The sequence below is a fragment of the Skermanella sp. TT6 genome (assembly GCF_016653635.2).
GTDB classification, from domain to species: domain Bacteria; phylum Pseudomonadota; class Alphaproteobacteria; order Azospirillales; family Azospirillaceae; genus Skermanella; species Skermanella cutis.
The window spans coordinates 1-14,587 of the sequence record NZ_CP067421.1; the positions used below are offsets into that span (position 1 = coordinate 1).

Below are 14,587 nucleotides of genomic sequence, written 5' to 3' on the forward strand. Positions count from 1 at the left end.
ATGATCGACTTCAGCCATCTCATCGCCGGCACGCCGGCATTCACGGAACGCCTCGACCGGGTCGAGGGGCCCGACGGGCGGGACGTGGTGTCCTTCTGGCGCGCAGCGGGTCCGGATCTCTGGTTCGCCAAGGAGGAGGGCTTCGACCGGCTCTTCCGGGAGCGGTTCCTGAACCTCCACGAGGCCGCCGCCCGGGGTGACCTGGACCGCTGGGCGGAGACTCCCGAGGGAGCGCTGGCGTTGATCCTGCTGCTCGACCAGTTCCCTCGGAATGCCTTCCGCAACTCCCCGCGCATGTATCGCACCGATCCGCTGGCGCGCGCGGTCGCCCGATCCGCCGTGGAGCGCGGTCACGACATCCGGGTGGAGCGTGCGCTCCGCCCTTTCGTGTACCTGCCGTTCGGGCATTCGGAGTCCCTGGCGGACCAGAACCTTTCGGTAACGATGGCCGAACGCATGGGGGGCATCGAGGTCGGACACGCCCGGCGGCACCGCGACATCATCCGCCGGTTCGGTCGCTTCCCCCATCGCAACCCCATCGTCGGACGGGAGACGACTCCGGAAGAGCGCCGCTACCTGGACGAGGGCGGTTTCGCCGGGTGACCGGACATGCATCGATCGTCGTCGGCGTGAGCTCCGGTCCCGTCGGCGTCAGAAGATCAGGAAGTCGCCGGGGGCGAGGGCGACGTTGCCGACGATCCTGACCTGGAACTCGGGGGCGGCATCGTCATCCGCGTTTCCCAGGACCAGCGTCTCCCCGCCCTCCCACCGGTAGGAAAGCTCACCGCGCCCGGGATCGGCGTCCTCTCCGATGAAGACGAATTTCTGCCGGCCCGCCAGGGTCGCGTCGGCATCGGCGGAGCCGTCGAAGACGAGGTCGTCCTGCCCCGCCTCGAAGTCCTCGATCAGGTCTATGCCACGGCCGCCGTCGGCGGTGGAACTGTCGCTCAGCCGGCCGAACTGGAAATCGTCCCGCCCGGTCCCGCCTGCCAGCGTATCGGCTCCGCGGCCGCCGATCAGCCGGTCGTTGCCGGCGCCGCCCTCCAGCCGGTCGTCGGCCCTGAAGCCCTGGTCGGACGCTTCGGATCCGTAGCTGCCCGACAGGACGTCGTCGCCCCCGTGCCCCTTGATGTGCCAGTTGGCCCAGTCGTTGACGCCGATCCTGTTGTTCCGGTCGTTCCCGTCGAACTCGATCCACGGCCCGATGTCGATGATCGGCGTCGCCAGGACGGTGAAATTCTCCACATGCCCGAGCTCGGTGCCGTCCTCGGTGAAGAAATCTCCCTGGTACTCCACCGTGTCGTCGCCCTCGCCGGGATCCTCCCTCACGAAGCTGCCGACATCCTCGAACACGCTTCCGTACACATGGTAGAAATCATCGCCGGCGCCGCCCGCCAGGATGTTGCCGTACCACCAGCCGCCATCCAGCTCGTCGTCGCCCTCGCCGCCGAACAGGCGGTCGGCGTCCAGGCCCCCGCGGAGGCGGTCGTTTCCGGGACCGCCGTAGAGCAGGTCCTCCCCGTCGTTCCCTTCCAGCGTATCGTCGCCGGCGCCGCCCCGGACGGTGTCGGAGCCGTTGCCGCCGCTCAGGAAGTCGTTCCCGCTGTCCCCGTACAGCCGGTCCCCGCCGTCCGCGAACCCCTTGAACGGGTCGAAGAAGGCGCCGTGGACGTGGTCGTCCCCCGGCCCGCCCCTGAGGACATCGGCGCCGTCCTCGCCGTAGAGGGAATCATCGCCGCCCAGCCCCGACAGGTCGTCGTCACCCCCGCGTCCGAAGAGCCTGTCCGCTTCCGCCGTCCCGCGCCGCACGTCGTCCGCGGCAGTTCCGCTCCAGCTGACCATTCCCTTCCCTCCCCAATCTTGGCTTGTCATCGTCAACTTGGAGTTTTGACACCGCCCCTGCCGGGGGTAAAGTCTCCGCGACGGGTCCACTTCTTCCGGTTGATGGAGCGGGCCGCAGCCGCGAAGGACTTGGGGAGCGTGACATGTCGACCTCGGCCGCCGGAATACAGGAGTGGGCACTTGCCGCCGGCCTGGAGGGCCTGTCCCAGGCGGAGCTGGTGACCGGCTACTGCGAGCGGCTGGTCGCCGCCGGGCTTCCGGTCTGGCGCGCGTCGGTGGGCGCCGATACGCTGCACCCGCTGATCGACGCCCAGGGGCACCGCTGGATCGCCGGCGAGGGCCTGCGCGTCGAATTCTTCCCGCGCCTCACGCTGCGCGACGAGAACGACGAGTGGCGGTTCAGCACCTGGAAATGGATGCTGGACAGGGGCGCCGTCGAGAACCGGTGGAACCTGTCGCGCGGGGAAGGCGCCGACCTGTTCCCGCTGCTGGCCGACCTCGCGGCATCGGGTGGAACCGATTACTGGACCCGGATCGTCCGCTACGGCGAGGGGGCCTTCCTGGGCGAGACGCGCGGCCTCGCGACATCCTGGGCGACCCGCGAGCCGGGCGGGTTCGGGGCGGTCGAGCTGGCCCTGATCCGGGCAACGCTTCCGGCGTTCACCCTCGCCTTCAAGGCCACCATGTCCATCGACACGGCCCGCACCGTGGTCTCCACGTATCTGGGCGAGAACGTCGCCGACCGGATCCTCCGCGGCGACATAGAGCGCGGCAAGGTCATCGCGGTCCGCAAGGTCCTGTGGTTCAGCGACCTTGTCGGCTTCACCCGGCTGGCCGACACGCTGCCCCACGAGCAGCTGATCGACCTGCTGAACGCCTATGCCGACTGCCTGGTCGGCGTGGTGCATGACCATGGCGGCCAGGTCCTGAAGTTCCTGGGCGATGGCATCCTGGCCGTGATTCCCGGGGAAGGCCGCGTCGCCTGCGGCCGCGCGCTGGACGCCGCCGCCGCCGCCCGGGTGGCCGTCGCGGACCTCAACCGCTCGCGGTCGGCGGCCGGGCTGCCGATCACGGGGTTCACACTGGCGCTCCACGAGGGCGAGGTGCTGTACGGCAATGTCGGCAGCCGGGACCGGCTCGATTTCACGGTGGTCGGCCCGTCGGTCAACGAGGCGAGCCGGATCCAGGCGCTGTGCCGGTCGCTGGACCAGCCGATCCTGGTCTCGGAGGGTTTCGCCAGGGCCTGCGGCCCCGACACCCGGCGCCTCGTGTCGGTAGGCCGCTACGCCCTGCGGGGCGTCGAACGTCCCCAGGAACTCTTCACGCTGGATCATGGCGACCGGTGAGTTCCGGGGCGAACCGCCCTTATCCACAGATTCGGGGGATATCTCTGTGGGTTGCCGTCTTTCGGCCTCCGAATCGTTGACGTTTCGTTCTTCTCAGGGCCGGCACTCCCCTCCCCTGCCCCGGACCGCCCGGTCAGATCCCGGCGAGGAACCGGCGGATCGCCTCGATCAGGGCCTCCCGGTTCTCGCGGTGCGGCACGTGGCCGGTGTTCGGCAGGATGCGGGCGGTCCCGCGCCCCGCGGCGATGCGCCTGGGGTGTTCGGCGGACCCGTACTCATCCCCGTCGCCGTGAACGGCGAGGACGGGGCAGCGGACCGCCGGCAGCACCCGGTCCAGGCTCCAGTCCGCGAACGCGGGCGACAGCCAGGTGCCGATCCAAGCGTTCACGACCCATTCGGCCTTGCCGCCATGGTATCTCGCCAGCCTCGCGAGGGTGGCGGGATCCTGGAACTCCCGCCGGGCGGCGCGGATCCCGTCGAGCGTCCTGTCCTCGACGAAGGCCTGGGCCGCGATCGTCACGAGCGCGCGGCACCGCGTCCCGAACCGGGCCGCAGTCTCGACGGCCATGCCGCCGCCGACGCTGTGCCCGCAGGCGACGAAGTCCACCACCCCGACCTGCTCGCATAGCGACGGGATCACCTGCCGTGCCTCCCGGGCGATGAAATCGGGGTCCAGCGGTCCCGGATGGGGATCCGAGCGGCCGAAGCCAAGACGGTCGTAGGCGACGACGCGCCGGCCCGTCGCCGCGGCGAGCAGGCCGGGAAAATCGCGCCACAGCTCGACGCACCCGAGGGAGTCGTGGAACAGGAGGACCGGCGCCGGCCGGCCGGACTCCGCGCCCTCCGGCGTCCAGATCCTGGCGAAGAGGCTCCCCTCCCCGATCGGAATCCGGCGATCGGTCTCCGTGACGGTCGGGGGCGGGCTGTTGGGCATCTGGGAAATGTTCCTGTCCGGAGTTGGGATCGGGCGGGAAGGCTCCGCGGGATTCCCGCCAACGCGCCGGCCGGAACATATGTCGCCGCAGGGCCGGATGCCCATAGCCGATTCCGGATCTCTATTTCAGGGATATCGGGTGTATTAGCTCGATCCCTCCTACGCAAGACGCCTCCGGGTATGAGACTGTCGCGATCCAAGTACATCTGGCAGGGACTAAATGGCGACCATCAAGGGCACCAATAACGCCGAGACCAAATACGGCACCGCAGCTATAGATACTATCTACGGCTACGGTGGTAATGACAGTCTCTACGGCCGGGCAGGTAACGACACCATCTGGGGCGGCCTCGGCAGCGACAAGATCTGGGGCGAAGCGGGCAACGACATCCTGCGCGGCGAGGATGGCGACGATTTCATCTACGGCGGCGACGGCAACGATGTCGTCTACGGCGGGGTCGGCAACGACACCCTCTACGGCGACGCCGGCACCGACACCGTGAAAGGCGATGCCGGAAACGACACGATCAAGGGCGGCACCGGAATCGGCTATCTCTACGGCGGCGACGGCAACGACCAGATCCATTACGATCCCACGATGGCCAACGTCTCCTCGATCGGGAGTTACCTGTCAGGAAGCATCCTGGACGGCGACGCGGGCTACGACACGCTCAACGTCTACAACAAGGCGGTCTACACCTCGGGAGGCTCGACCAAGGCGGCTACGACCCAGATCAGCATGTCGGGCAATGGCGGCGACATCTATTTCGGAAGCCCGACGGGCTCCCCGCAGATCGACGCGGGCCACTTCCAGGAGGTCGAGAAGATCACGGTGACCGGCTCGGGCAAGCTGGAGTTCTACAATTATTACGATAGCCAGGGCATCGACATCACCGGCACGGCCGGCAACGACTTGTTCTACAGCTACGGCGCTAACGACACCCTGCGCGGCGGAGCCGGCAACGATGATTTTCACAGTTACGGCGGCTACGACACCATCGTCAGCACCTCCACCGACAATGACCGCTTCTACTTCGATACGACATCCACCGGGTCTGCGACGGTCACCGGCTTCAACGGGGCCGGGGCCTACGGCGGCGACCGGATCTATTTCGACGACTATTACGATTACATGGACACGGTCGCCAGCGTATCCGAATACGGCAACAGGACGACGTTCCATGTGACGACCACCTACTACGGATATACCTACGGCGACATGACCGTGACGGTCGACAAGGTCGGCCTGGAAGAGGGTGTGGACTACTTCTTCGTCTGATCCCGCGGGATGCGCGGCCGCGGCGGACCGGCGATTTCCGAAACGGTGAATCCGGTCCGCCGTGATACCCTGGTATTCAGCGTCGGCGCCACCGCGCCGGCACCTCCCCGACCTTCCTCGCGAACCAGGACCTATCCCATCATCGAAAGGAGCAGAGACATGGGCGTGATCACCACCCGGGACGGCGTCGACATCTTCTACAAGGACTGGGGCTCCGGCCGGCCGATCGTCTTCCATCATGGCTGGCCGCTCAGTTCGGACGACTGGGACGCGCAGATGCTCTACTTCCTCGACAAGGGCTATCGCGTCGTTGCCCATGACCGGCGCGGGCACGGCCGGTCGAGCCAGGTCTGGAACGGCCACGACATGGACCACTATGCGGCCGACGTCGCCGCCGTGGTCGAGCATCTCGACCTGCGCGACGCGATCCATGTCGGCCACTCCACGGGCGGCGGCGAGGCGGCCCGCTACGTCGCCCGGCACGGCCAGGGGCGCGCCGCCAAACTCGTGCTGATCGGCGCGGTGCCTCCGATCATGGTGAAGACGGAGGCCAACCCGGGCGGCCTGCCCATCGAGGTGTTCGACGGCTTCCGGCAGCAGCTCGCCGCCAACCGGGCGCAGTTCTACCTGGATGTCGCGGGCGGCCCCTTCTACGGCTATAACCGACCGGGAGCGGCGCCGTCGCAGGGCATCGTCGAGAACTGGTGGCGGCAGGGCATGATGGGCGGCGCCAAGGCCCATTACGACGGCATCAAGGCCTTCTCGGAGACCGACTTCACCGAGGACCTCAAGGCGATCGAGGTGCCGACGCTGGTGATGCACGGCGACGACGATCAGATCGTGCCGATCGCGGACTCGGCCCTGCTGTCCGCGAAGCTGCTGAAGAACGGGACGCTCAAGGTCTACGAGAAACTGCCGCACGGCATGTGCACCACCCATGCCGACATCATCAACCCGGACCTTCTCGCCTTCATCCAGGGCTGAGGTCGACCGCTCCTGACGGGTGCGCCGCCGGTCCCCCGGGGAACCGGCGATGCACCCATCGATAATGCCGCGATCGCGGGACACCGCCGGACAGCGTGACGACGCCATGACCCAACCCCCCTTCCGGATCGGGCCGGCCAGGACGGTCGCCGACTTCGAGACCGCGGCCCGCCTGTTCGAGCGATACGCCGCCTCGCTCGGGATCGACCTCGCCTACCAGGGATTCGCCGAGGAGTTGGCGACACTGCCGGGCAGCTACGCGCCGCCGGCCGGCGCACTGCTCCTGGCGCACTGCATCGACGGCGAGCCGCTGGGCTGCGTGGCACTCCGGCCCATGGCTCCGGCCGACTGCCCTGTAGGCGGCTGCTGCGAGATGAAGCGGCTCTACGTCCTGCCGCGGGGACGCGGCATCGGACTCGGCCGGGCCCTGGTCGATGCCATCCTCGCCGAGGCGGTGCGGGTCGGATACCGCGAGATGCGGCTGGACACGCTGCCCACCCTGACCGAGGCGATCGCGCTGTACCGGAAGGCGGGATTCACGCCGATCGCCGCCTACTACGACACGCCCGTGCCGGGAACGATCTTCCTAGGACGGTCACTCGCCGGCTGACCCGGAGCCTGCCGACCCCCCCGGGGCGTGTCGACAAACGACAGCGGATGTCATCATGTGTCCGCATCGGCGTCGCCGATGGGAAGGTTACGGTGCGAAAAATCGGCGGACGGACAACAAAGGTAATCCCGGGTCATTCGCAAGGTAACTCCCTTGTGGAGAATTCCCCGCTGGAGGTCATTCCGGGTCATCCAAGTCATCCCCGGCAATCCCGACCGGCCCTGGACGCCGGCCCGCCTGCTGCCTTGGGCGAACCGGTCCGCACCGGGAAACCCTATTCGGTTGCCAAAGACCCCGCGCGAGCGCCGGCGGCACCGTAGCAGAACCACGATAGGATTTCCATCCCAGAAACATGCCCGCCCAGCGGGATCATGGAACCGGGAGTCCCGCCGCCCTGTTGTCCGTGGCAGCATGACAGGGAGAGGCTCGATGATCCGCTGGCAGACGGTCCTACAGGCGACGGCCCTCGCGCTGTCCGTTCCCGCGGCCGGTTCGGGCGGAGCGGCCGCCCAGCAGCCGGATCGGGCATCATGCGCCGGGGTCATGACGGAGCAATCGAGGAGCTTCACCGAGGACTGCCTGTCCGACCTCGCGACCTTCGTCGCGTCCCAGCCCGAGATGGCGGCGAAGGTCTACAGCGAGAAAGACAGCTCCTATGTGACCCTGACCCGAACCGATGACGGGATCAGGGCCGAGGCGGTCAGCAAGTTCAACCATCCGCTCATGAAAGCGGACACTCCCGACATCCTCGAACGCCTCGGGTGGTCGGCCCCCGAGAACGAATCCGACAACTGGAAGAAGGACATCGGTAGCGCCAGCCTGGGCAACGGCGGTGCGGCACGGGAACTGGGCAAGGCCCTGGAAGCCTACGGCGTGAAGCAGGGAGAGGCGATCTCCCTGACGGTCGGCCCGAAGCTCTCCGACCAGCCGACAAGCCGATGATCCAGGGATTCCCGGCCGGCCCCGGCACGGCCGCCGTCAGATCAGCGGTTCCAGGATATCGAGGCCGCGGTTCCGGTCGATCACGTGGACCAGACCCCGGTCATCGACGAAGACGTCGTTGCTCTGGGCGCAGGGCTGGCCCTTCGGGGGTTCGGGGATGAACCAGCCGATCTCCCGGGGGGCCGTGGGATCCGCGATGTCGAGCATGCGCAGGCCGCCGGAGAACCAGGTGCAGTAGAGCCGGTCGCCGGTCACCCGCTCCTGGAACTGGTGCGCCCCGAAGCGCGCCCCGGCGCGGGCGAAGGGCGAGTCCAGCTCGCTCAGGTGGAACATGCCGATCGGCCTGATGTCGGCCCGGTCCTCCACGTCGAGGAACCAGAGCCCGCCATGGAGTTGGCCGTGGACATGGTCGTGCTCCTCGTCCACCGCGACCGCGACCTGGCGTCCCTGCCACCGCACCGGGACCGGGGCCACGGTGTGGGTCGGCTCCGGGAAGGGCGGATGGTAATCGTACGATCCTACCGTGCGCAGGTCGGTGATGTCGGACGCGTCGATCACCCGCAGCCCGGCATACCAGACCGACGCCCACAGCTCGTCGCCGAAGCGCAGCGCGTGGTGCAGCCGGTTGCGCAGCCCCGCCCAGTGCGGCGTTTCCCCGCCGGCCGCATGCTGGCCCGGCATCCACCAGCGCGAGACCTCAGCCGGCCGGGCCGGATCGGCGATGTCGTAGACCACCAGGATATTGCCGACATAGCCCTCCATTTCCGTCGAGATGTAGGCGTAGCGGTCGTCCATGTCGAAGCGGTGGACGCCGACCCCGTGGGTGCGGACATAGGCGATCTCCCGCGGGCGGGTCCGGTCGGAGATGTCGTACACCTTGAAGCCGCCGTCGCGGTAGCCATGCTGCAGCACGTGGCGCAGCCGGGGCAGCAGGTCTTCGGGGATCTTCAGGGCGGCGGCCAGCTCCGCGTCGGAGGGCGGACGGCCGAGCCGGGCGGCAAGCTCGGCCGCGGCCTCCGCCAGCCTCGCTCCGCGCCGCAGGGCGTGGCGGTCGTTCTGCTCGACATTGGTGATCATCAGGTCGCCCACGACCCGGACCTTGTGGGTGTGGGAAGCTTCGTCCGGCAGTTCGACCGAGGCGGCGACCCGCGGATTGGCCGGATCGCGCACGTCCACGATGGTGGTGCCGAAGGGCGGCTTCATGTGGCCGACGAAGGCGTGGCCGCCGGACACCGTCACCTGGCCCCCGCCGGGCAGGTCGAGGTGGCCGACCAGGCGGAGGTTCTTCGCAAGCGGCATGACGGTCATCGGGGCTGGTCTCCGGTCAGGGCAGAGGGGGTTTCGCGCTCGATCCGCCGCTGGCGCTCCTGCTGCCGGCTGCGCAGCCAGGGCAGCAGGACCGAGAGGACCACGAAGGCCCACAGCACGTTCCCGATGGTGGAGGAGAACAGGATCGTCAGGTCGCCCTGCCCGATCCGCAGCGAGCGCAGCAGGTACTGCTCGAACAGCGGCCCCAGGATGATGCCGATCAGGATCGCGGTGACGTGGTAGTTGGTCTTGCGCGCGATGTAACCGATTACGCCGAAGACCAGGGCCAGGCCCATGTCGAACACGTATTCCCGGTTGGCGAAGGCGCCGACGATGGTCAGGGACAGGATCAGCGGCACCAGGATCCGGGTCGGGATCAGCACCACCTGGCTCATGTAGCGGGCCAGCGGCAGGATCGTGAAGAGCATCACGACGTAGGACAGCGTCATCGAGAAGAAGATGCCGTAGGCGATGTCCGGCGATTCGATGAAAAGCCGGGGCCCGAGGACGATGCCGTGGTACTGCAGGACCACCATCATCACGGCGGCGGTGCTGCCGCCCGGCACGCCGATCGCCATGAGCGGCACCAGCGTGCCTGACGTGACGCCGTTGTTGGCGGACTCGGGCGCCACCACGCCGGGGGCGAAGCCCTTGCCGAACTCGTCCGGCGTCTTGGAGAACATGCGGGCCTGCTGGTAGGCCACGAACGACGCGATGCTGGCCCCGGCGCCCGGCACGACGCCGATCAACAGGCCCACGAAGCTGGTCCAGATCGTCAGCCACCAATATTTCAGGCTGAGCCGCAGCCCTTCCAGCGTGTCCGCCCAGTGCGCGCGGGAGTCCACGACCGCGGAGCGCGGCACGATGGTCGACCGCTCCATCATGCTGAACGCCTCGGAGATCGCGAACAGGCCGATCAGGGCGGGCACCAGCGGCACGCCGTCGTACAGTTCCAGGAAGCCGAAGGCCGCGCGCGGCGTGCCGTAGATATGGTCGGTGCCGATCGCCCCGATCATCAGGCCGAAGAAACCGGCGATGATCCCCTTCAACGGATCGTCGGCCGCGATCGCGGCGATCAGCACCAGGCCGAACACCATCACGGCGACCATCTCGACGCTCCGCAGATACATCCCGACCTGGGCCAGGAACGGCAGCAGGGCGACGGTCGCGATGCTGGTGACCAGCCCGCCGACGGTGGATGCCACGAAGCAGAGCACGAGCGCCTGCTGCGCCCTGCCCTTCAGCGTCATCTGGTAGCCGTCCAGCGTGGTCGCCGCCGCCCCGCCGGTTCCGGGCATGTTGACCAGGATCGCCGGAATGCCGCCGCCCAGATGGGTCGCGCAGTAAAGCGACACCATGAAGGCCAGGGCGGTGTTGATGTCCATGGCCAGCGTCAGCGGCAGCAGGATGATCAGCGTGTTCTGGGCGCTGAAGCCCGGGATCGCGCCGACCAGGATGCCGAGCAGCACCGCCGGGACCACGACCCAGGTGAGCATGACCGCGTCGACCGCGAGCGAGAGGAGGAGTGCGCTGTCCCAACCCATGGCTCAGATCCCCCCGCCGAGCAGCGGGACCAGGACCCGCTCGACCGGCCCCGGGGGGAAGCGCGCCCCCAGCATGACGACGAAGACGAGGAACACGGCCGCGGCCACGCCGCCGGCGACCGCGAACAGGGTGACCGATTCCCGCAATCCGAGGATCCACATGGCGGCGAGCATCACCAGGAACAGGCCGAGCGTCGTCCCGAGCCAGGGGATGGCGGCGATGAACAGGATCAGGACGCCGATCAGCGCCAGCCGCTGGCCCTGCGCGGGCGTCCACCGGGCCAGGTCGCCGAACCCGAGCGAGCCGGTGCCGCCGCGCAGGCGCAGGGCGACGCGGGCGACCTGGATCGCGATCAGGGCCAGCAGCACGACCCCCACCACCGTCCCGTTCGCCCGCGCTTCCCAGACCAGGTTGGACGAGGAGATCAGGTAGTAGAGCGTGAAGCCGGCGGCGAGGACCGGTATGATCAGGTCGGCGCCGAGCTGCGCGTTCCGGCGCTGCCGCAGCGATTGCGCCACTTTCTGGCTCATGACGTTGCTCCTTGGCCGCCGGTGCTACCGTTGCGCGCTGAGCACCGGTTCATAGCGCTTCGCCAGGTCGAGCATGGCCATGGCGTACTCGGTGCAGACCTGGCGGTTGCCGTATTTCAGGGATTCGACCGGGGATCCCGTCTTGACGAAGGCGTCCCGGAACGCCTCGGAGGCATGGGCCTCCTGCGAGGTGCGCTCCAGCAGGGCGAAATCCTCCGGGTTGGCGTCGGCCCAGGAGGCGTGCACGGCCCAGGCCCTGGACGAGTAGAGGTCCGGGATCGAGGTGCCGAAGGCGGCATTGACCGTCGGCGCGTTGCCGGTGATCTCGGCGAAGATGTTCTCGCGGTTGAAGACGCCCAGCACCCTGAACTGGCTGGACAGCGACAGCACGCCGGTGATCGGCAGCGCGCCGATGTCCGCCTCGCCGTTCATCACCGCGACATAGGTCGGATTGCCGCCGCCGTAGGGGATCAGGTTGTAGGTCGAGCCGGTGGCTTCGCCCAGCGCCAGCATGCCGATCGACGCGGGGTGCGGGATCCGGCTGACCGCCACGTTGACCGGGTTCTTCTTCGCCGCCTCGACCACCGACTTCAGGTCCTTGTAGGGGGAGTCGGTGCGCACGAAGATGCAGCTGTCGTCGATATCGGTGCCGCTGAAATAGACGAAGTCCTCCGGGAACCTGTAGTCGGGTTTCTGGACCGCGTACATGATCATCTCCGGTCCCATGTTGCCGAACAGGAGGTTGTAGCCGTCGGCCTCGCGCTGCTTGACGAAAAGCTCGTAGCCGATCTGTCCGGCGGCGCCGGGATGGAAGGTATATTCGAACTGCCGGTTGAGCAGCTTCGACCAGGCATCGTCGAAGGCCCGGGCCAGCCTTTCGGCGCCGCCGCCCTGCCCCGTCGGGATGATCACGCGGAAGTTCCGCTGGGGATAGGACTGCGCGACGGCGCGGGACAGGGGCAGTCCGGGCGTGAACCCGGCCAGCAGTCCGGCGGCAGCCATGCCGCCGCACAGCGCCCGGCGGGTGATGCGCGTTGTATGGTCCATGGATTTCCCTCCCAGGTTGTTTTTTTCTTCAGGTGGCTCATGTCGAGCCGACCCGGCGGGCCGAGGGCGGCGGAACGCCGCCGGTCACCCGCGGTAGACGGGGGCCGGCTGCTCGAAGAAGGAGCCGAGGATGTGATAGACGATCGCGTGGTTCTTCTGCTGGAAGCTGGCGTGGGCGATGCCCGGCATCACCGCGAACTGCTTGTCGGGATTGGGCAGCAGCGCGAAGAACTTAAGCAGGTCGTCGACGCTGGCGATCCCGTCGTATTCGCCGCGCATCACCAGGGTCGGCATCGTTATGCGGGCCGGGTCGACCAGCGGCAGGTTCTCGCACATATCGATGTAGGTCCCGACCGGCATGGAGTCGTCGAGCGCCAGGATCGCGTCGGCGAAGGCGTCCACCACCGCCTCGTCGGCAGTGCCGGGATGATCGCGGGTGAAGATCGAATGCACGAAGGCGCGGTCGATCGCCCGCCGTTTCCCCGACTTGAACTGGGGCAGCTTCTTGCGGCGCTCGGCCAGGGTCGGGCTGCCCTCCCCGGTCCAGACCATCGCGTCGAGCGCCAGGCGCGCGACCCGGTCGGGATGGCGTTCGGCGAACAGGGCGGCGCGCAGGGCGCCCGACGAGATCCCGTAGACCAGCAGGGGGCCGCAGCCGCGCTGATCCTGGATATAGGCCGACGCGGCGGCCAGGTCGTCGGCGCCGTCCGAGATGTTCGACGTGACGGCCCGGTTCTTGTCCGACCGGCCATAGCCTTCCATGTCGACGCACCAGGTGTCGAACCCGCGCCGGGCGAAATAATCCATCACGGAAGCGTCGTCGCGACCGGGAACCTGGAGGTCGAAGGTCGGGGTCGATGCCATGGACGAGCCGTGGACGAACAGGATCGTGCCCCGCTTCCCGGAGCGGGCGACGGCGGGCTTTTCCCAAAGAAACAGCCGCACGTCGCCCTTGGTCGTCCAGTGTTCCAGGCCGCCGGGTGAAACGCCGCCGGGCGATGCTTCGTGGGAGGCTTGAGGTTGCGTCATCGGATCCTTTCCCGTTTGGCGGTGCAAGTCACGATCACGGATTGGCGGTGCGGCGGTCCTGTCCTTGAGCCATTCAAAGGCCAATCCGCAATGGGTTGGTATTGGGCGATATTGGCGCAGCATTGTCAAGCCGGTGATTTTCCCGCCCGAACTATTGCTGCAGAGCGATAACCAATCTTCGATTGGTCCAGGGCGGAGTTCAGATGCCGAGCCGGCGCAGCTGCGCTTCCGGGTAACGCGGGCCGGAGGCGGCGCCGGGCGGAAAGGCCTCCTCCAGCGCGGCGAGGTCGACGTCGTCCAGACGAACCGCCGATGCCGCCACGTTCTGCTCCAGCCAGGGGCGACGCTTGGTCCCCGGGATCGGTACGATGTCCGGACCGCGCGACAGCACCCACGCCAGGGCCACCTGCGCGGGCGCCAGCCGCCGCTCCCGGGCGATGCGGTCCAGGGCGCCGAGCAGGGCGAGGTTGGCTTCGAAATTGCCTTCCTGGAAGCGGGGATGGGCGTGTCGCCGGTCGGTCGGGATCAGGTCGTCGCGCCGGCGGAAGACCCCGGTCAGGAATCCGCGGCCGAGGGGGCTGTAGGGCACCAGGCCGATCCCGAGTTCCCGCAGCAGCGGCAGGATGCGGTCCTCGACGTCCCGGCTCCACAGGGAATATTCCATCTGCAGCGCGGAGATGGCGTGTGTCGCGTGGGCCTTGCGGATCGTTCCCGGCCCTGCCTCGCACAGGCCGAGGAAACGGACCTTGCCCTGCTCGACCAGCCGGGCCATGGCGCCGACGGTCTCCTCGATCGGCACGTCGGGATCGACGCGGTGCTGGTAGAACAGGTCGATGACGTCGACGCCCAAGCGGCGGAGGCTCGCCTCGCAGGCTTTGGCGACATGCTCGGGACGGCCGTTCACCCCTCCCCGTTCGCCGTTGGGTCCCCGGATATTGCCGAACTTGGTCGCCAGGACCAGCCCGTCGCGCCGTCCGGCGATAGCGCCGGCGATCAGTTGCTCGTTGCGACCGTCGCCGTAGGCGTCGGACGTATCGAAAAAGGTGACCCCGAGATCGATCGCGCGGTGGATCGTGGCTGTGGACTCGACATCGTCGGGCACCCCGTAGTCGCCGGTCATGCCCGAACACCCCAGTCCCACGGCGGAAACGCCAAGGCCGGCGTTTCCCAGGCTGCGACGCTCCATCGTCC

General features: G+C 68.1%; 14 protein-coding genes. 6 read left to right on the forward strand and 8 right to left on the reverse strand.

Annotated features, from left to right (window positions below):
- Complete coding sequence (locus IGS68_RS27775) at window positions 1–603, forward strand: DUF924 family protein (protein WP_201082296.1); 603 nt, start codon at window positions 1–3, stop codon at window positions 601–603.
- 48 nt (window positions 604–651) lie between these two features.
- Here IGS68_RS27775 and IGS68_RS27780 read toward each other — a convergent pair whose 3' ends face one another.
- A complete protein-coding gene (locus IGS68_RS27780) occupies window positions 652–1,842 on the reverse strand; it encodes a calcium-binding protein (RefSeq protein WP_201082297.1) in 1,191 nt (396 codons plus the stop codon).
- A gap of 143 nt (window positions 1,843–1,985) precedes the next feature.
- Here IGS68_RS27780 and IGS68_RS27785 point away from each other — a divergent pair, with 143 nt between their 5' ends.
- Window positions 1,986–3,188, forward strand: coding sequence for an adenylate/guanylate cyclase domain-containing protein (locus IGS68_RS27785; RefSeq protein WP_201082299.1), 1,203 nt, complete (start codon window positions 1,986–1,988; stop codon window positions 3,186–3,188).
- A gap of 133 nt (window positions 3,189–3,321) precedes the next feature.
- On the opposite strand, the gene IGS68_RS27790 is transcribed toward IGS68_RS27785, so the two are convergent.
- Entirely contained in the window at window positions 3,322–4,122 is an 801-nt protein-coding gene (locus IGS68_RS27790; RefSeq protein WP_201082301.1) for an alpha/beta fold hydrolase, read from the reverse strand.
- A gap of 220 nt (window positions 4,123–4,342) precedes the next feature.
- Between IGS68_RS27790 and IGS68_RS27795 the strand changes: the two genes are divergently transcribed.
- From IGS68_RS27795 to IGS68_RS27810, 4 genes are all read left to right on the forward strand, one after another.
- Window positions 4,343–5,401, forward strand: a complete 1,059-nt coding sequence (locus IGS68_RS27795; RefSeq protein WP_201082303.1) for a calcium-binding protein — start codon at window positions 4,343–4,345, stop codon at window positions 5,399–5,401.
- A 159-nt stretch (window positions 5,402–5,560) separates the two neighbouring features.
- A complete protein-coding gene (locus IGS68_RS27800; protein WP_201082305.1) occupies window positions 5,561–6,385 on the forward strand; it encodes an alpha/beta fold hydrolase in 825 nt (274 codons plus the stop codon).
- A 106-nt stretch (window positions 6,386–6,491) separates the two neighbouring features.
- Complete coding sequence (locus tag IGS68_RS27805; RefSeq protein WP_201082307.1) at window positions 6,492–6,995, forward strand: GNAT family N-acetyltransferase; 504 nt, start codon at window positions 6,492–6,494, stop codon at window positions 6,993–6,995.
- Between the two features lie 429 nt (window positions 6,996–7,424).
- On the forward strand, window positions 7,425–7,937 hold the full coding sequence (locus tag IGS68_RS27810) for a TY-Chap domain-containing protein (protein WP_201082309.1): 513 nt from the start codon (window positions 7,425–7,427) through the stop codon (window positions 7,935–7,937).
- A 36-nt stretch (window positions 7,938–7,973) separates the two neighbouring features.
- On the opposite strand, the gene IGS68_RS27815 is transcribed toward IGS68_RS27810, so the two are convergent.
- The 6 genes from IGS68_RS27815 to IGS68_RS27840 all read right to left on the reverse strand — a co-directional run bounded on the left by IGS68_RS27815 (window position 7,974) and on the right by IGS68_RS27840 (window position 14,582).
- Complete coding sequence (locus IGS68_RS27815) at window positions 7,974–9,245, reverse strand: LVIVD repeat-containing protein (RefSeq protein WP_201082311.1); 1,272 nt, start codon at window positions 9,243–9,245, stop codon at window positions 7,974–7,976.
- The gene (locus tag IGS68_RS27820; RefSeq protein ID WP_201082313.1) at window positions 9,242–10,789 is read right to left on the reverse strand and encodes a tripartite tricarboxylate transporter permease; all 1,548 of its coding nucleotides are present in this window, start codon (window positions 10,787–10,789) and stop codon (window positions 9,242–9,244) included. The genes IGS68_RS27815 and IGS68_RS27820 overlap by 4 nt, the downstream gene beginning before the upstream one ends.
- A gap of 3 nt (window positions 10,790–10,792) precedes the next feature.
- Window positions 10,793–11,320: a hypothetical protein gene (locus IGS68_RS27825; RefSeq protein WP_201082315.1), complete on the reverse strand. Its 528-nt coding sequence runs from the start codon at window positions 11,318–11,320 to the stop codon at window positions 10,793–10,795.
- Window positions 11,321–11,344: 24 nt separating this feature from the next.
- Window positions 11,345–12,367: a tripartite tricarboxylate transporter substrate-binding protein gene (locus IGS68_RS27830; protein ID WP_201082317.1), complete on the reverse strand. Its 1,023-nt coding sequence runs from the start codon at window positions 12,365–12,367 to the stop codon at window positions 11,345–11,347.
- 84 nt (window positions 12,368–12,451) lie between these two features.
- Complete coding sequence (locus IGS68_RS27835) at window positions 12,452–13,396, reverse strand: alpha/beta hydrolase (RefSeq protein WP_201082319.1); 945 nt, start codon at window positions 13,394–13,396, stop codon at window positions 12,452–12,454.
- A 199-nt stretch (window positions 13,397–13,595) separates the two neighbouring features.
- On the reverse strand, window positions 13,596–14,582 hold the full coding sequence (locus IGS68_RS27840) for an aldo/keto reductase (protein WP_201082321.1): 987 nt from the start codon (window positions 14,580–14,582) through the stop codon (window positions 13,596–13,598).
- Between the last annotated feature and the right edge of the window lie 5 nt (window positions 14,583–14,587).